Origin of the sequence: Lentzea sp., from assembly GCF_035525475.1 — a bacterium.
Classification (GTDB): Bacteria; Actinomycetota; Actinomycetes; order Mycobacteriales; family Pseudonocardiaceae; genus Lentzea.
In genome coordinates, this window is record NZ_DATLEC010000213.1 from 1 (window position 1) to 22,820 (window position 22,820).

The following is a 22,820-nucleotide window of genomic DNA, read 5'->3' on the forward strand; positions in this document are numbered from 1 at the left end:
GTTGTCGCCATAATGGTCTGGACCATTCAGGGAGGGATCTTGGACGCCGTTGTCGCAGCACCGCGCGCTTTGCTCGGTCGCACGATCGTCGGTCCTGCCTCGGTGCGGATCAGGGACGGCCGCATCGTCGAGGTGACCACCGGTGAAGCACCACCTGGCGCAGAGGTCCTGTCCGGAGGCCTGCTGACACCGGGCCTGGTGGACGTTCAGGTGAACGGCGCCGTCGGCGTCGACTTCGCCGAGGTGGACGCCGCCGGGATGCGCGCCGTCGCCGAAGCCCTGCCGTCGACCGGTGTGACCCGGTTCCTGCCCACGTTGATCACCGCACCGGTCGACGTGGTGCTGAGGCAGGCCAGGGCCGTTCTGTCGGCTTCCGCCGCGTTGCCGGACGGGGTGGGGGCTCGGCCTTTGGGAGTGCACCTCGAAGGGCCGTTCCTGTCACCCAAGCGGGCCGGAGTGCACGACCCGTCTTTCATGGTCGAGCCTGGGCCTTCCCAGATCTCGGCCCTGCTGGAGGACGACACCCTTCGCCGTGCGTTGCGCATGGTGACCATGGCGCCTGAGCAGCCCGGTGGTCTCGAGGCTGTTCGCCGTCTTGTCGCGGCTGGGGTTCTGGTTGCTGTCGGGCATTCCGATGCCACTGGTGAGCAGACCCGTGAGGCTGCTGATGCCGGGGCTCGGATGGTCACCCACCTGTTCAACGCCCAGCGGCCGCTCGGCCACCGCGAACCCGGTGTGCCCGGTGTGGCTCTGGTCGACGAGCGGTTCACCCTCGGGTTGATCGCGGACCTGGCACACGTCGGCCCCGACGTGTGCCGGCTCGTGTTCAACGCGGCCGGAGCGCGGGTCGCGCTGGTCACGGATGCCGTTGCCGCCGCGGGCATGCCGCCCGGCCGCTACCACCTCGGCGGGGCGGACGTGCTGCTCACCGAGGACGGTGTGCCGCGGTCGCCCGAGGGCACGATCGCCGGGTCCGCCCTCACGCTGGACCGCGCCGTGCGGAACATCGTGTCGGTGGGTGTGCCGGTGGCCGATGCACTGGCTTCGGCGACGATCGTGCCGGCCGAGGTGATCGGGGAGTCCGGTCTCGGCCGCCTCGCGCCGGGTGCTGTCGCCGACCTCGTCTGGTGGGACGACGAGCTGCGGCCGAAGAAGGTCTGGGTCGACGGACGGGTGGTGTTCGACGCCGAGGTGCCCGCGGCGCCGGTCGCCGCCGGGTACGCCACCGCGGGCCAGTAAGCAGTACCGAACCGAAGGGCGCCTTCCTCCGCCACGTGCGGAGGGAGGCGCCCTTGTGTGTCCGTAGCGTTCAAATCCGACTCATTGCAATCATCCTGGGCTCGATCGTTGCGTTAGATTTCGAGCTGGTTGCAACAATAAGCAGGGTTTGGACAGGCTTTATGCAGCTTCGGTGCAATATCTGTTGTTGCTGACGACTGCGAACGCAACGTAGCGTTTTCGATGTCAGAAACAAACGGGAGACCACCGAACGCGAAAGGACCACGAACATGTCCGAGCAGCTGCGGTCCATCGCTCAGGAGATCGTCGACGCCGGGTTCACCGGTGTGGAGATCCGCGTGCACGACGAACGTGGTGAACGGTCCTTCCAGGCGGGCCTGAGCGAGTTGGGGGGAAGCGCGGAGCCACCGCCCAACGGGCACGTCCGGATCGGCAGCAACACCAAGACGTTCGTCGCGGTCGCGGTCCTGCGGCTCGTCGCGGAGGGCGGGATCGCGCTGGACGACCCGGTGGACGACCACCTGCCCGAGTTCGGGATCGACCGCCGGATCACGGTGCGGATGCTGTTGCAGCACACCAGCGGGCTGTTCAACCACACCGGCGAGTACCACGAGGACGGCACGGTCGCACCGGGGATCACCTGGCAGGGCAAGGCATGGGTGGACAGCCGGTTCGAGCACCACCGGCCGGAGGACCTCGTGCGGTTCGCGCTGAGCAAGCCGGCGCGGTTCGGGCCGGGGGCGGACTGGAGCTACGCCAACACCAACTACGTGGTGGCGCGGTTGCTGGTCGAGAGGGTCACCGGCCGCCCGTTCGCCGAGGAGATGCACCGGCTGGTCATCGGACCGCTCGGGCTCACCGGCACCTCGGTGCCGACCGGCTGGGAGGTCCCGGAGCCGCACGCCCACGCGTACTACCGCTACGACGACGGCGGCGAGGAGAAGACGGTCGACGTCACCCGGCTCGACCCGTCGTGGATCTCGAGCGGTGGCGACATGATCTCGACGACCCGTGACCTCCACGCGTTCATCACCGCGCTCGTCCGCGGTGAGCTCCTGCCGGCGCCGTTGCTGGCGGAGATGCTCGACCCGCACCCGGAGGTGGGCTACGGCCTGGGGGTGTTCGTGCAGGAAACCGGCAGCGGCAAGGTGATCACGCACAACGGCGGCGCGATGGGCCACGCCGCGTTGATGTACACCACGGCCGACGGCGCCAAGACCCTGACCGTCGCGCTGAACTACGTCGACGACGCCGGCCTGTCGCTGTCGGCGGTGTTCCAGGAAGTGGTGAAGAAGCTCATCGCCGCGGTGTTCGGCTGAGCGGGAACGACGAAGGGCCGCCCGGATCAGCTCCGGGCGGCCCTCCACGCACGACGACTAACGGGTGCGGGTCACCTTGTTCAGGCCCCTCGGGCTGTCCGGGTCGCCGCCCCTGGCCAGGGCCAGGCCGTAGGCGAGGCGTTGCACCGGCAGGATTTCCAGGATCGGCGCCACCTCCTCGGCCGTTTCCGGGATGGTGACCGCCAGGGTCGCCCCCACCTTCTCCGATGCCGAGCCGACCGCCACGACGTCTGCTCCGCGCTGGTGGATCACGTCCAGGGCGTCTCGCAGGCTGTCGCCGCCCTTGCCCAGGGACGTGATCGCCAGGACTGCCGTCTCGCCGTCCACTGCTGCCACCGGGCCGTGCAGCAGATCCGCGCCGCTGTAGGCGCGGGCTGCCAGGTAGGAGGTCTCCGCCAGTTTCAGGGAGGCTTCCAGGGCCGTCGCGTAGGAGTAGCCGCGGCCCGTCGTGAGGACTCGGTCCACGAAGCGGTAGCGGCGGACGGCCTCCTCGACGGTCGGGGCCGAGGCGTCCAGGGTCACCTGCGCCAGGTCGCCCAACGACGCGGCTGCCTCGCCGTTGCCGCCGCGCACGGCGTCGATCAGCAGGTACAACGCCAGCAGCGTGGCCGAGTAGGTCTTGGTCGCGGCTACCGCGTGCTCCACCCCCGCGGAGACGTCCACGGAGAGTTCCGCTGCCGCGTTCAGCGGGGAGTCGGACGTGTTGGTCACGGCCACCGTCAGGGCGCCTCGCCTGCGGTAGGCGGCGGTGACCTCCAGCAGGTCGGGGGAGCCGCCCGACTGGGAGGCGGTGACCAGCAGGACGTCGCGGAGGTCTGGTTCCGCGCCGTAGAGGGTGGTCGTCGAGGCCGAGACCAGGCCCGCGGGGAGTTCCAGCAGGATCTCGGTCAGGTACTTGGCGTAGATGGCGGCGTGGTCGCTCGAGCCTCGGGCCGCGAACAGGACGAAGCGCGGGGCTCGGTCGCGGATCACCGCTGCCACCTCGGCGATGGCCGCTCGCGCGTTGTACAGCGAGGAGAAGATCTCCGGCTGTGCGGCGATCTCCGCTGCCATGTGCCGGCCTGGCTGGGGCGTGGTCATGTCGTGCCTTTCAGGATCAGCTCGGCCGCGGCTCGGAGGCTCACCCGAGAACCGCCGTGGGTGTCGATGCGGGCGACGCTGCCCAGGTCCGGGCCCGGCACGCCGGTTTCCACGTGCACGACCTCGCTGCCCAGATTAGTTAAGTTTGTTACCAGTTGTCGAGCGGTCGTGTGGCGGTGGGCGTCTCTGGTCACCACGACAATCGTGCGGTCACCTGCGGTTTTCGCAACTTCTTCCGCTGTGATGTCGCGTGCCGCGATCACCTCGGTGCCGGGGAGCACCTCCGTCAGGTAGGGGCCCAGGCCCCACGGGACGTCGCCAACTGCGATCGACGGGTCCACCACCAGGTCGACCACCACCGGGTTCGTTCCGACACTAACCCGGCCGCGTGCCTCGATCGCGCGTCGAGCGGCCGTGAGACCGATCTCAGCGTCGTGGGCGTCCACGGTCGACGGGGGGAGGCCCAGGGCCAGCGAGCGGGCCGCTGCCTGGGTGAGGCGTTCCTCGGAGAGCGCGCCGGACTTCACCGCGGCGACGATCGAGTCGATCAGCCACCGCAGGTCGTCGTCGTCCAGGGCGATGCCGCCCAGGCACAGTGCGTCGACGCCTGCCGCCAGGGCCCGGACGGCGCCGTGGGCCAGGTCGCCGCCCACTGCCTTCATGTCCAGGCCGTCGGTGATCACCGCGCCGGTGAAGCCCAGCTCGGTGCGCAGCAGGTCGATGGCGTGCTTGTTCAGCGTCACCGGCGCGGTGCCCCACTCGGGGACCACGAGGTGGCCGGTCATGATCGAGCGGACGCCCGCGTTCACGGCCGCCTGGAACGGCACCAGCTCCACGGCGCGGAGCTGTTCCTCGGTGCGCGGGAGCACCGGGAGCTGCTCGTGGGAGTCCTCTGTGGACGCTCCGTGGCCCGGGAAGTGCTTGGCGCACGCGGCGACGCCCATGGTCTGCAGGCCCTCGACCCACGCGGCGACGTGCCGGGCGGCCAGGACCGGGTCCGAGCCGAACGCGCGGACGCCGATGATCGGGTCGTCCAGCGTCAGCACGAGGTCGGCGGACGGCGCCAGGTTCAGCGAGATCCCGCACTTGGCCAGCCGGGAGCCGATGGAGGCGGCCACCGAACGGGTCAGGTCGAGGTCGTTCGCCGCGCCCAGGGCGTGGTTGCCCGGCACCTCGGAGCCGCGGCCCGCGTCGAGACGCGTGACGTCGCCGCCCTCCTCGTCGATGCCGATCACCACGTCCGGGCGCACCGAACGCAGTTCGCCGCACAGCGCGGTCACCTGGGCGTCGTCGACGACATTGCGCCCGAAGAGCACAACGCCGCCGAGGCCGTCAGCGACGCGCCGCAGCAACCAGTCGGGGGCGGTCGTTCCGTGGAAACCGGGAAGCAGAACGGCTGCGGCCAACTGATCCACGCGTCATCCCTTCACTGCACCGGCGGTGACGCCGGCGACCATCTTGCGCTGCACGATCAGGAAGAACACCAGCGCCGGCACGGTGAACAGGACGGACGCGGCCATCGCGCCACCCCAGTCGGTGCCGAACGCGGTCTGGAACCCGGACAGCCACACGGGCAGCGTCTCGCTGTCCTGGCTGCGGATCAGCACCTTGGCGAACAGGAACTCGTTCCACGCCGTGATGAACGCGAACACCGACGTCGCCACGAGACCCGGTCCCAGCAGGGGCAGCGTGACCTTCTGGAACGCGCCCCACCGGCCGCAACCGTCGACCATCGCGGCCTCTTCGAGCTCGATCGGGATGCCGTTGACGAACCCGCGCAACGTCCACGCGCAGAACGGCAACGTCACCGCGAAGTACACGAGCACCAGCGACGAGAGGTGTTCGTACAGCTGGAGATCCCGCATCATCAGGAACATCGGGATCAGCAACGCCTCGAACGGCGCCATCTGCGCCACCAGCATCAGCAGCACGAAGCCCTTGCGCCCGCGGAAGGCGAAGCGCGACATGGCCACCGCGGCGGTGATGCCGACGATGATCGCGGCGAGCACCGCGGTCAGCGTCACCAGCAGGCTGTTGCCCAGCGAGGACAGGAAGCCCGGCTTGGTCCACGCCGTGACGAAGTTCGAGAACGTCACCGAGAACGGGATCAGGTCGTAGTCCGACGTAATCGTCGTGCCCTTGGGCTTCATCGCCGACGTGATCATCCAGTACGTCGGGAAGAGGAAGAACAGAGCGAGTGCGAGACCAACGACGTTGGCCGCCGACTTCTTGAGCATCAGATCTTCCCCTCCTCGGTCTGCAGGAGCTTGCGCAGGTACTGGAACGTGATCAGGCCCAGGATGACCATCATCAGCACGGAGATCGCGGCCGCGACGCCGAAGTGGCTCTTCGCGATGCCCTCCAGGTACTGCAGCACCGGCAGCGTCGTGCTCTCACCGCTGGGACCGCCCTCGCGGAACACCCAGATCTGGGCGAACACCTTGAAGTCCCACAACGTCGACAGGAACGTCACCATCATCAGCAGCGACTTGATCTCCGGCCACGTCACCGCGCGGAACGTCTGCAAGCCCGTCGCGCCGTCGATGCCCGCCGCCTCGTAGAGGTCGCGGGGAATGCCGACGAGTCCTGCGTAGAGCGAGAAGGCGAGGAAGGGGATCGCCTGCCACACGATCAGCAGGCCGACGACGGAGAGCGTCGAGGTGCCGGAGGAGAACCACGAGTAGCCGGCGAAGGAGTCGAACCCGAGCTGCACCAGCGTCTTGTTCAAGATGCCGTAGTTCTGGTCGAACATCCACTGGTACACCGTGGTGGACGCGAGGATCGGCATCGCCCAGGCGCAGAGCATCGCGATCTGCAACGCGATCCGCACCCACGGCGTGAGCACGCGCATCAGCAGCGCGATGCCCAGACCCATGCCCACCGAGGCGACGACGACGGCCACGGTGAACACGACGGTCCGCAGCGAGACGGTCCAGAAGCGCTCGTCCTGGAGCACCGCCGCGTAGTTGTCGAAGCCGGTCCACACGATCTCGCCGCGCACCAGCTCGCCGAGGTTCAGCCGGCGGAAGCTCGTCACGAAGACGGAGACGACCGGCCAGCCGATCAGCCAGAGGATCGCGATGAGAGCGGGGGCCAGCAGCAGGTAGGGCAGCAGCCTGTCGAAGGTGCTGCCCCGGCGGCGCTTGGGAGCGCCACCCGTCACGGCAGGCGGCAGCGCCGGAGGGAGGGTCCCCGCCGGCGCTGCCGTTTCGGTCGTTTTGACGGCCGTCATCTCAGCTGGGCTAGGCCATCGCCTTGGTGATGGCGTCGCTCGCGTCCTTCGTCGCCTGGTCCAGCGTCTTCGCGCCGGTCAGGTACGCGGTGAGAGCGTCCTTCAGCGGGTTCTGGCCCGCCTCGACGGCCGCCCACTTCGGCGTCACCGGGGTGACCTTGCCGTTGGGGGAGGAGTCCGCCATGGCCTTGCCGATCGCGTTGGTGGAGAGCTTCGACGTGTCCTTCGAGGTACCGGGAACAGCGCCGCCCTCGGCGAGCTGGTCCTGGTACTTCTTGGTCGACAGCAGCGCGAGGTACTTCTTGGCGGCGTCCGCGTTCTTGCTGGAGGCCGGGATCGCGAGGTTCGAGCCACCGAGGAACACGGGCGCGGCGGAGCCGGCCTTCTTCGACGGGATCGGGAACGCCGAGGTCTTGTCCTTCAGCTCCGGCTTGGCCTTGACGGCACCGGCGAGCTCCCACGGGAGGCCGACCATCATGCCGACGTTGCCCGTGCCGAAGACCTCCATCTGCTGGGGCTTCGCCTCGTCGATGTCAGCCGGGACCTTCTTGGCGGCCGACGCGTCGTAGATCGCCTTGTAGGCCTCGAAGCCCGCCTTCGCCTGCGGGGTGTCGAGCGTGCCGGTCCACTTGCCGCCGTCCTGCTTGGCGATGTCGCCGCCCTCGTCCCAGATCAGCGAGAGCAGGAAGTACCAGGACTGACCAGGCAGGTACAGCGCCTGGAAGTCCGGGTTGGACGCGTTCGCGGCCTTGAGCTTGTTGATCGCGTCGATCCACTCGGCACGCGAGGCCGGCGGCTGCGCGACACCCGCTGCCTGCAGCAGGTCGGTGCGGTAGATGACGGTGCGGTTCGCGGCGTAGAACGGCACGCCGTACTGCTTGCCGTTGAGCGTCAGCGAGTCCTTGAGGCCGCCGAGCCACTCACCGCCGTTGAACTGCCCGTTGTCCGCGGTCAGATCGGCCAGGGTGCCCTGGTCCGCGAAGCTCGCGGTCTGGGTGTTGCCGAGCTCGATCACGTCCGGGGGCGTGCTGCTGGCCAGTGCCGTGGTCAGCTTCTCCTGGATGCCGGTCCACTTCTGGACCTCGTACTTGACCTTGATGCCGTTCGCGCTCTCGAACTCCTTGTTCAAGGCGTCGGTCAGGGTCGTCGGCGCGGAGCCGTCCATGAGCCACACGGTGATCTCTTTGGTCTCCGTGCTGCTACCGCTGTTCGTGCTCGTGCCACATCCGGACACGGCCACTGCCAGTGCGGCGGCACCAGCAGCGAGTCCTCTCCAGGCCTTCACAGTGTCGCGCCCTTTCACCAAGCCCGGCCCTCGCCGGAACGTCCAAGTGGTGTAGACCAATGTGGGACAGCGTGTGCTGCGTCACCGGTCCTGTCAAGCGCGTTGCCAAAGCGTTGCGGAGTCCTCGGACCTTTTTTGTGCCGTTGGCGGGGGTTCGGCCGCACGAACCGGCAAGGACAAGGCATCCTTGTGGGGCGTGACGTGAGTGCGAGGAGGAGGCCATGCTGGAGACGACGCCTGCATCAGGCGTGGACGCCAGGACGCGGGCGCAACGCGAACCCAAGTACTGGGGTCTCAAGCGGCACCTGCTCGACCTGTTGAGGGCGTTGCCGCCTGGGTCGCCGATCCCCACGGAACGGTCGCTCGCCGCGGAGTTCGACGTCTCCAGGACGACCGTTCGCCAGGCCCTGGCCGAGCTGACGGTCGAAGGCCGGCTGCTCCGAGTGCAGGGGAAGGGCACCTTCGCGGCAGAGCCCAAGGTCGCCCAGAGGTTGCAGCTGTCTTCGTACACAGAGGACATGCGAGCCCAGGGCCGCGTGCCGTCGTCCAAGCTCATCGAGGCCTCCGAGATGCCGGCGGAGGCGGAGCTCGCCCGGTACCTCGGCGTGCGTCCCGGTGCCAAGGTGCTGCGCCTGCACCGCCTGCGCCTGGCCGACAACGAGCCGATGGCGATCGAGACGACCCACCTCGCGCTCGGCCGGTTCCGCGGTCTGCGCCGGTACCTGGCGCCCGGCGCCTCGCTGTACCAGGTGCTGTCCGAGCGGTTCGGCGTCGAGATGGGACACGCGGAGGAGACCATCGAGACCGCGCTCGCCTCGCCGGAGGAGGCGGAGCTGCTCGGCGCCGACATCGGCCTGCCGATGCTGCTGCTGTCGCGGCACTCGTTCGACACCGAGGGCAACCCGATCGAGTGGGTGCGCTCGGTCTACCGGGGTGACCGCTACAAGTTCGTGGCCACGCTGAACAGGCCGTCTTGATCGCGTGGGGCACCCCGCGCGCCCGCGCGGTGCTCGCCACGACGATCCTCGGCTCGGGCATGGCCATGCTCGACGGCACGATCGTCAACGTGGCGCTGCCCCGCATCGCGGCGGAGTTCAGCGCGTCGGTCACCGACCTGCAGTGGATCCTCAACGGGTACCTGCTCGCGCTGGCCTCGCTGATCCTGGTCGCCGGCTCGCTCGGCGACAGGTTCGGCCGGAGGCGGGTCTACGTGGTGGGCGTCGTGTGGTTCGGCGTCGCCTCGCTGCTGTGCGGCGCCGCCTGGAACGTGCCGATGCTGGTGGGCGCCCGTGTGCTGCAGGGCGTCGGTGCGGCGTTGCTGACGCCGGGTGCGCTGGCGATCCTGCAGTCGTCGTTCAACCGGGAGGACCGCTCCCGGGCGATCGGCGCCTGGTCGGGGCTCTCGGGTGTGGCCACCGCCGTGGGGCCGCTGGTCGGCGGTCTCCTGGTGCAGGCCTGGTCGTGGCGGCTGGCGTTCCTGGTGAACCTGCCGGTCGCGGCCGCCTGCGTCTTCCTGGCGTGGAAGTTCGTGCCGGAGTCCCGGGACGAGTCCGCCGGTCACCCCAACTACCTGTCCGCGCTGGTCGGGGCTCTGGGGCTCGCTTTGTTGACAGGTGGGATTGTTGAACAATCCTACGTGGTGACAATCCTCGGATTGCTCGCCATGGCGGCTTTCGGCGTGCTGCAGAAACGGTCTCGCGACCCGCTCGTGCCCGTAGAATTGTTCAACAATCGAACGTTCCTACTGTCGAACGTTCTGACGTTCCTCGTATATGCAGCGCTGGGCGGCGTGATGGTGCTGCTCGTGCTGCAGCTGCAGATCTCGCTCGGGTACTCGCCGACCGCGTCCGGGCTGGCCAGCGTGCCGCTGACGATCATCATGCTGCTGGCGTCCTCGACGTCGGGCAAGATCGCCCAGCGCTACGGCCCGCGCGTGCAGCTGATCGTGGGACCGGTGCTGATCGGGCTGGGGATGTTGTTGCTGCGCAACGCCGTTCCCGGAGCCTCCTACCTCACCGGTGTGCTGCCCGGCGTGGTGGTGTTCGGCATCGGGCTGGCCGCCGTGGTCGCCCCGGTGACCGCGACCGTGCTGGCGTCCGCGCCTGATCACCACGCCGGAGTCGCGTCGGGCGTGAACAACGCCGTGGCCCGCACCGGCAGCCTGCTCGCGACGGCCGTGCTGCCCGCGGCGGTGGGCCTGGTGGGGAGCGACTACGCGAACCCGGCCGTCATGACCGCCGGCTGGCAGATGGCGCTGGTGCTGTGCGCCGTCGCGGCGATCATCGGTGGCGTGCTGGCCGTCGGCGTGGACAACCGGGTGCTGGACGCGGCGCCCGAGCAGCACGAGGCGCCGCATCCAGGAGAGTGCCTGCACTGCGGTGTGGAGGGTCCTCCGACGCACATCAGGTCCGGCGGCGAGAAGGTGCACTGACAACGCCCTGGTGGTGCTCAGCCCGTCAGCGCGCGCACCAGCAGTGCCGGGTCGACGTTGCCGCCGGTGACGACGGCGACGCCCGTCCCGCCCAGCTTCTCCTGCGCCGCCACCGCGACGGCACCGCTCGGCTCGGTGACGAGCCGGGCGCGCCGGGCCACCCCGGCCATCGCCGCGAAGATCTCGTCCTCGGACACGGTGATCACGTCGTCGACGTACTCGGCGATGTGGGACCAGGTGAGCGCTGATGGTTCGTCTCTCAACGCGTCAGCGGCTGTCTGGGCGCGCCGCAGAGGGTTCCAGCGCACCAGTTCGCCCGTTTTGAGTGATTCGGCGATGTCGGCGGCCAGCGCGGGCTCCGCGCCGATCACGCGGACGTCGGGGCGCAGCGACTTGACGGCCGTGGCGACACCGGAGATCAGGCCGCCGCCCGACATCGGCACCACGACGGCGCCGACGTCCGGCAGGTCCTCCAGGATCTCCAGGCCGATGGTGCCCTGGCCTGCGATGACGTCCGGGTGGTCGAACGGCGGGATCAGGACCGCGCCGCGTTCGGCGACCAGGGCCTCCGCCCGTTCCACGCGCTCGGTGATGCCGACGATGAAGACCTCGGCACCCAGCGCCTTCGTCGCCTCGATCTTGACCGCCGGGGTGTTGTCCGGCATCACGATCGCCGCCGGGACGCCGTGCAGCCGTGCCGCGAACGCCACGGCCTGGGCGTGGTTGCCGCTGGAGTAGGCGACCACGCCGTTCGACCGGTCTTCCAGCCGCGCCAACGCGTTCAGCGCACCGCGGAGCTTGAACGCGCCGATGGGCTGGAGGCTCTCCGGTTTGAGCCAGCCGGGACCGAACGGCAGCAGCGGCGTGCGCACCACGTGGGGTGCGATCACCGCCGCCGCCGAGCGGACGTCTGACAACGTGATCATCCGAGGATCGACGCGAGCAGTGCCGGCTCGATGTTGCCGCCGGAGACCACGGCGACCGCCGGACCGGCGGGCAGGTCGCGGTTCAGGTACGCGGCGACGGGGACGGCGCCGCTCGGTTCGGCCACCACCCGCGTGCGGCGGGCGATCTGCCTGATCGCGTCGCGGATCTCGTCCTCGGACACGGTGACGAAGTCGTCGACGTACTCGCGGATGTGCGCCCAGGTGAGGTCCGAGGGCTCGGCGCGCAGGCCGTCGGCGGACGTGCGGGCGCGGTCGTGCGCGTCCCACCGCACCAGCTCGCCGGCGGCGAACGACGCGGCGGCGTCACCGGCCAGCTCCGGCTCGACACCGATCACGCGGACGTTGGGGCGCAACGACTTGATGGCCGTCGCGACGCCCGAGAGCAGCCCGCCGCCGCTCACCGGGACCAGAACCGTTGCGACGTCGGGGAAGTCCTCGAGGATCTCCAGGCCGACGGTGCCCTGCCCGGCGATGACGTCGGGGTGGTCGAACGGCGGGATGAGCGTGGCCTTCCGCTCCTCCACCAGTTCGGCGGCGCGCGACTCGCGTTCGGTGATGCCGACGACGAACACCTCGGCGCCGTGCACCCGCGTCGCGTCGATCTTCAACTGCGGCGTGTTCTCCGGCACCACGATCGCCGCGGGCATGCCCAGTGACTTGGCGGCGTAGGCGACCGCTTGCGCGTGGTTACCGCTCGAGTACGCCACGACACCACGCTCGCGGTCCTCGAAAGGTATGCGGGACAACGCGTTCACCGCGCCGCGCTGCTTGAAGGCCCCGATGGGCTGCAGGCACTCGGGCTTGATCATCAGGCCGGAGTCGAACGCCAGCAACGGGGTGCGCACGACGTGCGGGGCGATCGCGGCGGCAGCCGCTTGGACGTCTTCGAGGGTCACCAGGCGCATGTCGTCGATGATGCACGTCACCGGCGCACAACTCGTGAACTGTGCCCAACGTCCTACGTGTCCCCGTCATCGCCGATCCCACCGGCTTCGCGACGACCACGCCGCCCTCGTCGTCGACAGGTTCCGGACAGCCGGGCGACAGCGCGGCACCGTCGTCCCACGCCTGAACCCATTCGGTGATCACGTCACTACGTTGAGCGATAGTTAACTGTCAATTGCTACGCAACGGAGTTGATCTGTCGTGAGCTGTGACACACTTCGACCACGAACGGGTCGGAGCGTCATAGCTAACGACTCGACAAAGTCACTCGAACGGGCGAACTTTTAGCCCCAAAAGAGACGGAGGAGGACGCGATGAGGCTCGTGGAAGCACCACTTGAGCGCAGCGTCCTCTGTGCGACAGCACGCCGGAAGGAAGTGGGAGGGGTGGGGCGACCCCTGCCGCCGCCCCACCACCCGTCCCCCTAGAGCCCCCGAGAGAGGTCCCTGCAACCGATCTCTCGGGTTCCCCTGCACCCGAAAGTGAGGGAGACGCTTGATGAACCGCACGAGTGCGGCCCGTATTACCGGTGCCGTGTTGCTCGCCACCGGAGTCGTCACTGCTCTCAGCGTACCGGCGATTGGCGCGCCTGCCGCACCAGTCGCCCCAACCGGTTCCGACACGGAGAGCTACCCGGCCGAATTGCTCCAAGCGATGGAGCGCGATTTGGGCCTGAACGCTGACCAGGCACGCGTCCGGTTGGCGTCCGACCAGAAATCGGGCGAACTCGCGGAGCAGGCGAAGGCCTCTCTGGGCGACGCGTTCGGTGGAGCTTGGATCGACCAGGCGAGCGGCAGGCTGACCGTCGCCGTGACCAAGCCGGGACTCTCCGTCACCGGCGCGGACACCAAGGTCGTCCAGAACTCCCTGACCCAGCTCAGCGGGACCAAGGCAGTCCTCGACCTCATGAGCGCCCCCGCGGCGATCACGACCTGGCGGGTCGACGAGAAGTCGAACTCCGTCGTGGTCGAGGTCAACAAGAACACCCGTGACGCCGCGGCGGACAAGTTCATCGCCACCGCGAAGTCCTTCGGCTCGGCCGTCAAGGTCGAGGAGGTGACCGAGAACCCGACGACGCTGTACGACCTGCGTGGTGGTGACGCCATCTACATGGGCAGCGGCGGACGGTGCTCGCTCGGCTTCTCGGTCAGCGGCGGCTTCGTGACGGCGGGCCACTGCGGCACCACCGGCACGACCGTCCAGGGCTACAACCGCGTCGCGGCCGGCACCTTCGCGGGATCGACGTTCCCCGGCAACGACTACGCCTGGGTGCGCACGAACTCCAACTGGACCCCGCGTCCGTGGGTCAACCGCTACAACGGCTCGAACGTGACCATCACGGGTTCCAGCGAAGCTGCTGTCGGCGCGGCGATCTGCCGTTCCGGCTCCACCACCGGCTGGCACTGCGGCACCGTCCAGGCCAAGAACCAGTCGGTGAGCTACCCGCAGGGCACCGTGCGCGGTCTCACCCGCACCAACGTCTGCGCGGAACCGGGTGACTCCGGTGGTTCGTGGGTCGCGGGCTCGGGCTACAGCCAGGCCCAGGGCGTGACGTCCGGTGGTTCGGGCAACTGCTCGTCCGGCGGCACGACCTACTTCCAGCCGGTCAACCCGATCCTGTCGCGCTACGGCCTCACCCTGACGCGCGGCTAGTTCTCCAGCTCGACCTGTGAAGCGCTGTGACACCCCGGTGTCACAGCGCTTCTTCAACTGACGAGGACGATCTTGCCGTGGGCATGGCCGGTCTCGCTCAGCTCATGCGCGGCCGGACCTTCGTCGAGCGGGAAGACCCCGGCGAGCGGCACGGTGAACCGGCCCTTGTCGGCGAGTGCGGCCGCGTCGCCGAGACCGTGCAACGCCTGCGGGTCCGCGCCGGGACCCATCGTGGAGGTCGACCGGACCCCCTGCGCGCCGGTGATCGTCAGCACGCGGTCCGGTGATCCGGCGATCGCCACCAGGTCGTCCACCTCGCCGGCGCAGTGCAGCACCACGTCCGCTTCCGGAACCCGGTCTGCCAGGCCTTCGCCGTAGACGACCGGGATCGCGCCGAGCCCGGCCACGAAGTCCTGGGTGTCCTGGCCGGCGGTGCCGATCACCCGCGCGCCCCGTGCGAGAGCCAGTTGAACGGCGGCCGTGCCGACACCGCCCGCCGCTCCGGCGATGAGCACCGTCGTGCCGTCGCGCACCTCGAGCAGGTCCAGTGCCCTGGTGGCGGTCTCCGCGCTCGTCGCCGCGCCACCCGCCTGTTCCCAGCTCAGGGCCGCCGGTCTGGGAGCCCACGCCGCCAGCACGGCGTACTCGGCGTTGGCGCCGCCGAACCTGGCCAGGTCGACCATGCCGAACACCTCGTCGCCCGGCCGGACGCCGGTGACCCCGTCGCCGATCTCGTCGACGACGCCCGCCGCGTCCACGCCCGGCACGTGGGGAAGCGGGACGACCGCGCCGAACCGTCCGGCGCGCAGTGCGGCGTCAGCCGGGGAGACGCCAGAGGCCCGCACGGCGACGCGGATCTGACCGGGACCCGCGTGGGGCTCGGCGGCGTCGGCCACGTGCAGCACGCCGGCCGGGCCGAACTCGGAGAACTGGAGTGCTCGCATGGGCGGCGAAGGTAGTGGAACAGGGCGTCCGCTTCGCCCAAACTGAGACGGTGACGGCGGAAGTGACTCACAACCTGCGTTCGGACGCCCGGGACAACCGCGACCGGATCCTCACCGCCGCGCGCGAGGCGTTCGCCGCGGACGGCCTGGACGTGTCGATGCGGGAGATCGCCCGCCGCGCCGAGGTGGGCGCGGCGACCCTCTACCGGCGCTTCCCCACCAGGGAAGCACTGGTCGTGGAGGTGTTCTCGGAGCAGATGGCGGCCTGCACGGCCGCTGTCGCCGCGGGTCTGGCGCACGCCGACGCCTGGGAGGGGTTCCGCCGGACCGTGGAGGAGGTCTGCGTCGTCCACGTGCTGAACCGGGGGTTCGCCGCGGCGTTCACGAGCACGTTCCCCAGGGCGATCGACTTCGCGGCCGTGCGCGACACGGCGTTCCGCCGGCTCGCCGAGCTCGTGCGCCGGGCGAAGGCGACCGGGCGGCTGCGGCCGGACTTCACCGTCGACGACCTGGTGCTCCTGCTCATGGCGAGCGGGGGTGTCCGGGTGGCGACACCGGCCGCGGCGCGCCGGTTCGCCACCCTGTTCCTCGAAGGCGCGGCCAGTGGTGCCTCACGCGACGTCGGTGCGGGTGTCGATCTGTCAGACACCGCTTCTGGCCAGCATGCGCCGCGCGATGGCGAGGGTGAGGCGCGTCGGCAGCAACCTGGCGAACAAGAAAGTGGTCAGCGCATTGGCTTTGCCGTCGATGACCGCCGGTCCCTTGCCTGACAGGGCACGGAACACAGTGGTGGCGACAGTCTCGGCGCTTCGCGTGCCACGGTTGTTCATCGGTGTCTTCGTGGGACCGGGGCTGACCGCCACCACCCGGACCCCGGTGCCTCGAGCTTCCGCCCACAGAGCACGGGTGAACGACAGGACGTACGCCTTCGTCGCCGCGTACACCGCCAGATAGGGGGCGGGGACGTACGCCCCGGTGCTCGCGATGTTGACGACGGCTCCGTGGCCGCGGGCGACCATCGCGGGCATCAGGAGAGCGGTGAGCTCGGTCACCGCGGTGACGTTGAGGTCGATCAAGGACCGGAACCGGGCCGGATCGCCGCCGACTACCGGCCCTCGCGCGCTGGCACCGGCGTTGTTGACCAGCATCTCCACCTCGATGCCCTGGTCGGCCAACGTCCTGGCCAGCCGGGCCGGCGCGTCGGCGGTGGCGAGATCGAGTGGGAGGGCGCGCACGGTCACTCCGTGGCGCCGGCTCAGCCGCGTGGCCGTCTCGTCGAGCTTGTCGCCATCGCGGGCGACCAGGACGAGGTGCGTGCCGGAGGCGGCCAGCCGCTCGGCGACAGCCGCCCCGATGCCGGTGGAGGCGCCGGTGACGACGGCGAACTTGCCGCGGATCTGCGCTGCTGTGGTCATGATCTCGACGCTAAACCTTGACGTTGACGTCAATGTCAAGGTGAACTGACGCATGCGCATCGGCGAGCTGAGCAAGGCGACCGGCGTCAGCAGCCGGGCGCTGCGCTACTACGAGCAGCAGGGCCTGTTGCGCAGCGAGCGCCGATCCAACGGGTACCGCGAGTACGTTCCCGAGTCGGTCGAGGTCGTCGCGTTCGTCCAGGACCTGTTCCGCGCCGGTCTGTCGTCCGACGTGGTCCGCGACATCCTGCCGTGCGCCCAGGGCGAGCACCCGCGCGGCGACTGCGCCGCACTTCTGGCGCGCGTCCGGCAGGTCCGCGACGAACTCCTGCGTCAGGAACAGCACATCGCTGAGCGTCGCCGGCGGCTGGACGCCTACCTCGACGGCGGCTACGAGGCGCGTCCGGTCCGTTGACCGCGCCGCGGGCCTGGTCGGCTGAGCACACTTCGACGCACCACTAACTGAACTGCACTGATCGCTTCGACAGGCCGTACCAGAAGCCGTCGACGCTGGTGCGGGCCTTCTCGTCGCTCGCGGCGCCCAGTGCCACGAACAGCGGCGCGAAGTGCTCGGTCCTCGGGTGGGCGATGCCGGCCGCCGGAGCCTTGTGCTGGAAGTCGAGCAACGCGTCGACGTCGCCGTCGGCCAGCCGCCGGTGCGCCCAGTCGTCGAACTCCTTCGACCACGACGGCGGCTCGTAGTCCGGTCCGGCCGGGAAGTTCACGCAGCTCAGGTTGTGGGTCATGAAGCCGCTGCCGACGATGAGCACGTTCTTGTCCCGCAACGGCGCCAGCTTGCGGCCGACCTCGTGCAGCTTGCGCGGGTCGAGCGTGGGCAGCGACATCTGCAGCACCGGCACGTCCTCGTCCGGGAACATCTCCTTCAACGGCACGTAGGCGCCGTGGTCGAGGCCGCGCGTCTCGTCCTGCTCGACGTGGCCGCCGAGGAGCTTGCGCACGTCGTCGGCCAGCCCCGGCGCGCCCGGCGCCTCGTAGGTGACCTGGTAGTAGCGCTGTGGGAAGCCCCAGAAGTCGTAGACCAGCGGCACGGTGGTGGTCGCGCCGATGGTCGTCGGCGCCTCCTCCCAGTGCGCGGAGACCATGAGCACGGCCTCCGGGCGCGGGAGGGTGGCGGACCAGTCCCTGAGCTCTCTGGTCCACGTCTCGTCGTCAGCCAGCGGGGGTGCCCCGTGGCTCAGGTACAGCACTGGTGCGCTCACGTCCTCGAGCGTACGCCAGTTTGTTCAAATTTCAACGATCAAGTTCAATTTTGAACGACTGGGCTGCCGCGCGGGGGTCCTCGGCGTCGGTGATGGCGCGGACGACGACCACGCGGGTGGCTCCGGCTTCCTTGACCTCGTGGAGGTTCGCGAGGTCGATGCCGCCGATCGCGAACCACGGGCGCTCGGACTTCGTCGCCCTGACGAGGTCGAGTCCCGGTGCCGGACGGCCCGGTTTGGTCGGGGTCGGCCAGCACGGGCCGGTGCAGAAGTAGTCCACGCCAGGCTCTTCTGCGGCCGCGTGCATCTGGCCGACGTCGTGGGTGGAGCGGCCGATCACCACCTCGTCGCCGATGATCCGGCGGGCGAGCGGGACAGGGAGGTCGTCCTGGCCGAGGTGCAGCACGTCCGCGTCGACCGCGTGCGCGATGTCCGCGCGGTCGTTGACGGCGAGCAGCTTGCCGTGGCGTGCGGTGGCCTCGGCGAGGACCTCGATCGCCTCGATCTCCTGCTTCGCCTCGAGTGACTTGTCCCGCAGCTGGATGATGTCGACGCCGCCGGAGAGGACCGCGTCCGCGAACTCGGCCAGATCAGGCCGGTTCGGTGTGCAGAGGTAGAGCGTCGCGTCGGCGAGTCGTTGCCTGATCAGGTTTCCGTCGAGTCCTGGCACGCACGCACGTTAACCGTTATGTTGAAGTCGGTCCGCACGGGAGCCTGGAGAACACCGGGCTGAGAGGGAGCGTGGTTCGCTCCGACCGTCGAACCTGATCCGGGTCATGCCGGCGCAGGGAGCGTGAATGCCTTGAGCAGTGTGGAAGTGGCCGTCGTGGGTGGCGGTGTCATCGGCCTGTCCGTGGCCTGGTGCGCGGCGCGGGCCGGGTTCTCCGTGTCGGTGAGCGATCTCGGTTCGCCGCACGCCGGGTCTCGGGTCGCAGGCGGCATGCTCGCTCCCGTCGCCGAGGCGTGGCACGGCGAGGAAACCGTTACGGCGCAAGGCGTCGAGGCCCTCGCGCTGTGGCCTGGGTTCGCGGCCGAGCTGGGTGTCGGATTGTTCAACAAGGGGACGATCACCGTCGGGACCTCGCCCGGTGATCTCGCTGACCTGCGTAGGATCGTCGGATTGTTCAACAATTCGGAGGTAGAATTGTTGAACAATCGAGCGATCCGACAGCTTGAACCCTCGCTCGGACCGGCGGTGCGCGGCGGGATGCTCGTCCGCGGCGATCTGGCGGTGGACAACCGAGAGCTGCTTTCCGCTCTGCGAAAGGCCTGCGACGACGCGGGTGTGACATTCGACTCCACTGTGGACGGTCGCGTCACGGTGATCGCCGCCGGTGCGTGGAGCGGCGCGCTGCACCCGGCGCTGAAGGACGTGATCCGCCCGGTGAAGGGCGAGATCCTCAGGCTGTCCGCACGGCCGGGGGCGTTGCCGCCGCCGACGAGGACGATCCGCGCCTCGGTGTCCGGACGGTCCGTGTACCTGGTGCCGCGCGAGGACGGTCTGGTCGTCGGCGCGACCCAGTACGAGGCCGGGTTCGACACCGATGTGACGGTCGCGGGCGTGCGAGACCTGTTGCGGGACGCGGAGACCGTGCTGCCGGGCATCGCCGAGTACGCGCTGACCGAGGCCGCCGTCGGGTTCCGCGCGGGCAGCCCCGACAACGTCCCGGTGGTGCGCTGGCTCGAACCCGGCGTCATCGCCGCGACCGGCCACCACCGCAACGGACTCCTGCTGGCACCGCACACCGCTCGTCTCGTGGTCGAGCTGATCGAGGGAGGAAGCGCGTGAAAGCGCAGGTCAACGGCACTTCGCGGGACCTGGCCGACGGAACGTCGGTGGCGGCGGTGGTGACGCTGGTCGGGGCGCCGTCGTCCGGTGTGGCCGTGGCACTGGACGGTGCCGTGGTGCCGAGGGCGTTGTGGGACAGGACGATCGTGCCGGACGGCGGCGTGGTCGAGGTGCTGACCGCGGTCCAGGGAGGCTGACGTGGACGACCCGTTGATCATCGCGGGCCGGGAGTTCCGGTCCAGGCTCATCACCGGCACCGGCGGTGCCGCCAACCTCTCCGTGCTGGAACGCGCTCTGGTCGCCTCCGGCACCGAGCTCACGACCGTGGCGATGCGCCGGGTCGACGCCGCCGGGCAGACCGGCGTGCTGGAGTTGTTGCGACGCCTGGGAATCGAGGTCCTGCCGAACACCGCGGGCTGCCGCACGTCCGCCGAGGCCGTGCTGACCGCGCAGCTCGCGCGCGAAGCCCTGGAGACCAACTGGGTCAAGCTCGAGGTCGTCCACGACGAGGAGACCCTGCTGCCGGACCCGGTCGAGCTGCTCGACGCGGCCGAGCGGTTGATCGGGGACGGCTTCGTGGTCCTGCCCTACACCAACGACGATCCGGTCCTGGCGCGGAAGCTGGAGGACATCGGCTGCGCGACCGTCATGCCGCTGGGCTCGCCCATCGGCACGGGTCTCGGCATCCGCAACCCGCACAACATCGAGATGATCACCTCCAGGGCTTCGGTCCCCGTGGTGCTCGACGCGGGCATCGGCACCGCCTCGGATGCGGCGCTGGCGATGGAACTCGGCTGCTCAGCGGTGCTCCTGGCGACGGCGGTCACCCGCGCGCAGGACCCGGAACGCATGGGCGCCGCCATGCGTTGTGCGGTCGAGGGCGGACGGCTGGCGCGGTTGGCCGGACGAATTCCGCAGCGCTTTTGGGCCCAAGCGTCTTCGCCGGGGCTCTGAGGTCGCTACCGTGGGTACTCACGTGTTGGGGGATGATTGACAACTACCTGAATCCCGCCGAGGAGGACGACAAGCCGTGACGGCCCCCATTGACGCCGAGGTCGAGGACGCGACCGCGCGCCTGTACCTGGCGATCGGCCGGCTGGCCCGGTTGCTGCGACGCACCGGTTCCCCCGGACTCGGCCCCGGCGCGGTCTCCGCGCTGGCCACCCTCGCGCGCTGCGGCCCCATGCGCCTGGGCGACCTGGCGAACAAGGAGGGCGTGGCACCCCCGACGCTGTCCCGCATCGTCGCCGCCCTGGTCGAGGCCGGGTACGTGAAGCGCGAACCCGACCCGCAGGACGGCCGCGCCTGGCTCGCCACCCCCACGCCCGAGGGCGAGACGATGGTGTCCGGCGTGCGGTCCGCGCGGGTGCGCGAACTGCAGCGCCGGATCGAGCAGCTCACGCCCGAGCACGTCTCGGCGCTGGTGAACGCGCTGGACGCGTTGGAGACACTGGTCGGCGAGGAGTCGAAGTAGCGCCGGACGAGCGAGCCCGGCACGACGGCTGCCGTCGTGCCGGTGACTTCTCGACGTTCACCGGCCGCACGTCGGTCTCGCTCGGTTACCAGTGGTGGCGCCCTGAAAACGTCTCCGGGTCACCGCCCTGGGAGGTGAGCACGTACGGCTCCACAGGGTTCAGCCGTCCAGCCTCCACAGCGGCGACACCGGTCCCACGCCGCCGCCCAGCGGGTAGGCGGCCGCGACCGAGCGCACGATGAAGTCCTTGCCGAACCGCACGGCTTCCGGCACCGAGGCACCACGAGCGAGCGCCGAGCTGATCGACGACGCCAACGTGTCGCCGCTGCCGTGCGTGTGCTTGGTGTCGTAGCGAGGTCCGGGCAGTTCGATGAACTCGCGGCCGTCGTAGAGCAGGTCGAGGCACTCCGGGTCGTCCCACATGTGGCCGCCCTTCACGAGCACCCACTCGGGGCCGAGCGCGTGCAACGCCTCCGCCGCCACGCGCTGGTCCGCGCGGTCCTTCACCGCGATCCCGGTGATCAGCCGCACCTCGTCGAGGTTCGGCGTCACGAGCGTCGCGCGCGGGAAGAGCAGGCCCCGCAACGCGTCCAGCGCCGAGTCGGCCAGCAGCTGGTCGCCGTGCATCGAAGCCGAGACCGGGTCGACGACGAACGGCGTGCGACCGCCGCGCCCGATCCCGACGCGGTCCAGTGCCGGTGTGATCGCCTCGATGATGGCCGCCGAGGCCAGCATGCCGGTCTTCGCGGCCTGCAGACCGATGTCCTCGGCCACCGCGATGATCTGCGCCGCCACGACGTCCGCCGGGATCTCGGAGACTCCCGTGACGCCCAGCGAGTTCTGGACCGTCACGGCCGTGAGTGCGACGCAGCCGTGCACTCCGCACGCGAAGAGCGTGCGGAGGTCGGCCTGGATGCCCGCACCACCGCCGGAATCGCTTCCGGCGATGGTGAGGACCCTGGGTGGTGTCTGCGTCACGAAGTCTCCACGACCGGGAGGTAGACCTTGTTGCCCGTGTCGGCGAACTCGCCGGACTTCTCCGCCATGCCCGCCTCGATCGCCTCCACAGTGGACAGTCCGCGTTCCTCGGCGTAGCGCCGCACGTCCTGCGTGATCTTCATGGAGCAGAACTTCGGCCCGCACATCGAGCAGAAGTGCGCCGTCTTCGCCGGTTCCGCGGGGAGCGTCTCGTCGTGGAACGAGCGCGCGGTGTCCGGGTCGAGCGACAGGTTGAACTGGTCCTCCCAGCGGAACTCGAAGCGCGCCTTCGACAGCGCGTCGTCCCAGTCCTGGACGCCGGGGTGGCCCTTGGCGAGGTCGGCGGCGTGTGCCGCGATCTTGTACGCGATCACGCCCGCCTTCACATCGTCCCGGTTCGGCAGGCCGAGGTGCTCCTTCGGGGTGACGTAGCAGAGCATCGCGGTGCCGTACCAGCCGATCATCGCGGCCCCGATGGCGCTGGTGATGTGATCGTAGCCCGGGGCGATGTCGGTGGTGAGCGGGCCCAGGGTATAGAACGGCGCCTCGTCGCACCACTCGAGCTGCTTGTCCATGTTCTCCTTGATGAGGTGCATCGGGATGTGCCCCGGCCCCTCATTCATGACCTGCACGTCGTACTCCCACGCGATCCGGGTGAGCTCGCCCTGGGTCTTGAGCTCGGCGAACTGCGCCTCGTCGTTCGCATCGGCAATGCTGCCGGGCCGGAGCCCGTCGCCGAGGGAGAACGAGACATCATACGCCGCCATGATCTCGCAGATCTCGCGGAAGTGCGTGTAGAGGAAACTTTCCTTGTGATGGGAAAGACACCACTTCGCCATGATCGAGCC

General features: G+C 69.5%; 23 protein-coding genes, 1 pseudogene and 1 riboswitch. Of the genes and pseudogenes, 11 read left to right on the forward strand and 13 right to left on the reverse strand.

Annotated elements, in window-relative coordinates; all coding sequences use genetic code 11:
- The first annotated feature begins 39 nt into the window (after positions 1–39).
- Both nagA and VM306_RS32725 read left to right on the forward strand, forming a co-directional pair.
- A complete protein-coding gene (gene nagA / locus VM306_RS32720) occupies positions 40–1,239 on the forward strand; it encodes an N-acetylglucosamine-6-phosphate deacetylase (protein WP_325521741.1) in 1,200 nt (399 codons plus the stop codon).
- A 269-nt stretch (positions 1,240–1,508) separates the two neighbouring features.
- Positions 1,509–2,558 carry a serine hydrolase domain-containing protein gene (locus tag VM306_RS32725; protein ID WP_325521743.1) on the forward strand — a complete coding sequence of 350 codons (1,050 nt, stop codon included), beginning with the start codon at positions 1,509–1,511 and terminating at the stop codon, positions 2,556–2,558.
- A 57-nt stretch (positions 2,559–2,615) separates the two neighbouring features.
- Here the strand turns inward: VM306_RS32725 and VM306_RS32730 are convergent, their stop codons facing one another.
- Genes VM306_RS32730 through VM306_RS32750 form a run of 5 tightly spaced genes read right to left on the reverse strand, consistent with a single transcriptional unit; the run spans position 2,616 to position 8,176 of the window.
- Entirely contained in the window at positions 2,616–3,659 is a 1,044-nt protein-coding gene (locus tag VM306_RS32730) for an SIS domain-containing protein (protein WP_325521745.1), read from the reverse strand.
- Entirely contained in the window at positions 3,656–5,074 is a 1,419-nt protein-coding gene (locus tag VM306_RS32735; RefSeq protein ID WP_325521747.1) for a glycoside hydrolase family 3 protein, read from the reverse strand. The genes VM306_RS32730 and VM306_RS32735 overlap by 4 nt, the downstream gene beginning before the upstream one ends.
- A gap of 3 nt (positions 5,075–5,077) precedes the next feature.
- Complete coding sequence (locus tag VM306_RS32740; RefSeq protein ID WP_325521749.1) at positions 5,078–5,896, reverse strand: carbohydrate ABC transporter permease; 819 nt, start codon at positions 5,894–5,896, stop codon at positions 5,078–5,080.
- Positions 5,896–6,891 carry a sugar ABC transporter permease gene (locus VM306_RS32745; RefSeq protein ID WP_325521751.1) on the reverse strand — a complete coding sequence of 332 codons (996 nt, stop codon included), beginning with the start codon at positions 6,889–6,891 and terminating at the stop codon, positions 5,896–5,898. Before VM306_RS32745 ends, VM306_RS32740 begins: the two co-directional genes overlap by 1 nt.
- 10 nt (positions 6,892–6,901) lie before the next feature.
- The gene (locus tag VM306_RS32750; protein WP_325521753.1) at positions 6,902–8,176 is read right to left on the reverse strand and encodes an extracellular solute-binding protein; all 1,275 of its coding nucleotides are present in this window, start codon (positions 8,174–8,176) and stop codon (positions 6,902–6,904) included.
- Positions 8,177–8,397: 221 nt separating this feature from the next.
- Between VM306_RS32750 and VM306_RS32755 the strand changes: the two genes are divergently transcribed.
- Complete coding sequence (locus VM306_RS32755; RefSeq protein WP_030480591.1) at positions 8,398–9,153, forward strand: GntR family transcriptional regulator; 756 nt, start codon at positions 8,398–8,400, stop codon at positions 9,151–9,153.
- Positions 9,150–10,607, forward strand: a complete 1,458-nt coding sequence (locus VM306_RS32760) for an MFS transporter (RefSeq protein ID WP_325521758.1) — start codon at positions 9,150–9,152, stop codon at positions 10,605–10,607. The genes VM306_RS32755 and VM306_RS32760 overlap by 4 nt, the downstream gene beginning before the upstream one ends.
- A gap of 17 nt (positions 10,608–10,624) precedes the next feature.
- On the opposite strand, the gene VM306_RS32765 is transcribed toward VM306_RS32760, so the two are convergent.
- Positions 10,625–11,533, reverse strand: a complete 909-nt coding sequence (locus VM306_RS32765; protein ID WP_325521760.1) for a threonine/serine dehydratase — start codon at positions 11,531–11,533, stop codon at positions 10,625–10,627.
- Positions 11,530–12,459, reverse strand: coding sequence for a threonine/serine dehydratase (locus tag VM306_RS32770; RefSeq protein WP_325521762.1), 930 nt, complete (start codon positions 12,457–12,459; stop codon positions 11,530–11,532). The genes VM306_RS32765 and VM306_RS32770 overlap by 4 nt, the downstream gene beginning before the upstream one ends.
- A gap of 706 nt (positions 12,460–13,165) precedes the next feature.
- Here VM306_RS32770 and VM306_RS32775 point away from each other — a divergent pair.
- Entirely contained in the window at positions 13,166–14,152 is a 987-nt protein-coding gene (locus VM306_RS32775) for a S1 family peptidase (RefSeq protein ID WP_325521764.1), read from the forward strand.
- A gap of 53 nt (positions 14,153–14,205) precedes the next feature.
- Here VM306_RS32775 and VM306_RS32780 read toward each other — a convergent pair whose 3' ends face one another.
- Positions 14,206–15,096: an NADP-dependent oxidoreductase gene (locus VM306_RS32780; protein ID WP_325521766.1), complete on the reverse strand. Its 891-nt coding sequence runs from the start codon at positions 15,094–15,096 to the stop codon at positions 14,206–14,208.
- 62 nt (positions 15,097–15,158) lie between these two features.
- On the opposite strand from VM306_RS32780, the pseudogene VM306_RS32785 reads away from it, so the two are divergent.
- Positions 15,159–15,680, forward strand: a pseudogene (locus VM306_RS32785) (TetR/AcrR family transcriptional regulator); the annotation flags it as partial.
- A gap of 57 nt (positions 15,681–15,737) precedes the next feature.
- Here the strand turns inward: VM306_RS32785 and VM306_RS32790 are convergent.
- Positions 15,738–16,565, reverse strand: coding sequence for an SDR family oxidoreductase (locus tag VM306_RS32790; protein ID WP_325521768.1), 828 nt, complete (start codon positions 16,563–16,565; stop codon positions 15,738–15,740).
- Between VM306_RS32790 and VM306_RS32795 the strand changes: the two genes are divergently transcribed.
- Positions 16,564–16,926: a MerR family transcriptional regulator gene (locus VM306_RS32795; protein WP_325521771.1), complete on the forward strand. Its 363-nt coding sequence runs from the start codon at positions 16,564–16,566 to the stop codon at positions 16,924–16,926. The genes VM306_RS32790 and VM306_RS32795 overlap by 2 nt on opposite strands.
- A gap of 43 nt (positions 16,927–16,969) precedes the next feature.
- Here the strand turns inward: VM306_RS32795 and VM306_RS32800 are convergent, their stop codons facing one another.
- Both VM306_RS32800 and thiE read right to left on the reverse strand, forming a co-directional pair.
- Positions 16,970–17,731 (reverse strand): class III extradiol ring-cleavage dioxygenase, encoded by a 762-nt coding sequence (locus VM306_RS32800; RefSeq protein ID WP_325521773.1) that lies wholly within the window; start codon positions 17,729–17,731, stop codon positions 16,970–16,972.
- Between the two features lie 31 nt (positions 17,732–17,762).
- Positions 17,763–18,401: a thiamine phosphate synthase gene (thiE, locus tag VM306_RS32805; RefSeq protein ID WP_325521775.1), complete on the reverse strand. Its 639-nt coding sequence runs from the start codon at positions 18,399–18,401 to the stop codon at positions 17,763–17,765.
- Between the two features lie 26 nt (positions 18,402–18,427).
- A riboswitch (TPP riboswitch) is annotated at positions 18,428–18,539 on the forward strand.
- Between thiE and thiO the strand changes: the two genes are divergently transcribed.
- The 4 genes from thiO (at position 18,534) to VM306_RS32825 (ending at position 20,994) form a co-directional block, all read left to right on the forward strand.
- Entirely contained in the window at positions 18,534–19,520 is a 987-nt protein-coding gene (gene thiO, locus VM306_RS32810) for a glycine oxidase ThiO (protein WP_414672477.1), read from the forward strand. Its footprint overlaps the riboswitch before it by 6 nt.
- Positions 19,517–19,717: a sulfur carrier protein ThiS gene (gene thiS, locus VM306_RS32815; RefSeq protein ID WP_325521777.1), complete on the forward strand. Its 201-nt coding sequence runs from the start codon at positions 19,517–19,519 to the stop codon at positions 19,715–19,717. The genes thiO and thiS overlap by 4 nt, the downstream gene beginning before the upstream one ends.
- Position 19,718: 1 nt before the next feature.
- A complete protein-coding gene (locus VM306_RS32820; RefSeq protein ID WP_325521779.1) occupies positions 19,719–20,474 on the forward strand; it encodes a thiazole synthase in 756 nt (251 codons plus the stop codon).
- Between the two features lie 76 nt (positions 20,475–20,550).
- Entirely contained in the window at positions 20,551–20,994 is a 444-nt protein-coding gene (locus VM306_RS32825) for a MarR family transcriptional regulator (protein ID WP_325521781.1), read from the forward strand.
- A 159-nt stretch (positions 20,995–21,153) separates the two neighbouring features.
- Here VM306_RS32825 and thiD read toward each other — a convergent pair whose 3' ends face one another.
- The gene (gene thiD / locus VM306_RS32830) at positions 21,154–21,972 is read right to left on the reverse strand and encodes a bifunctional hydroxymethylpyrimidine kinase/phosphomethylpyrimidine kinase (protein ID WP_325521783.1); all 819 of its coding nucleotides are present in this window, start codon (positions 21,970–21,972) and stop codon (positions 21,154–21,156) included.
- Positions 21,969–22,820 (reverse strand): phosphomethylpyrimidine synthase ThiC (locus VM306_RS32835; RefSeq protein ID WP_325521785.1); only part of this gene is annotated, 852 nt, incomplete at its 5' end. The genes thiD and VM306_RS32835, both read right to left, overlap by 4 nt.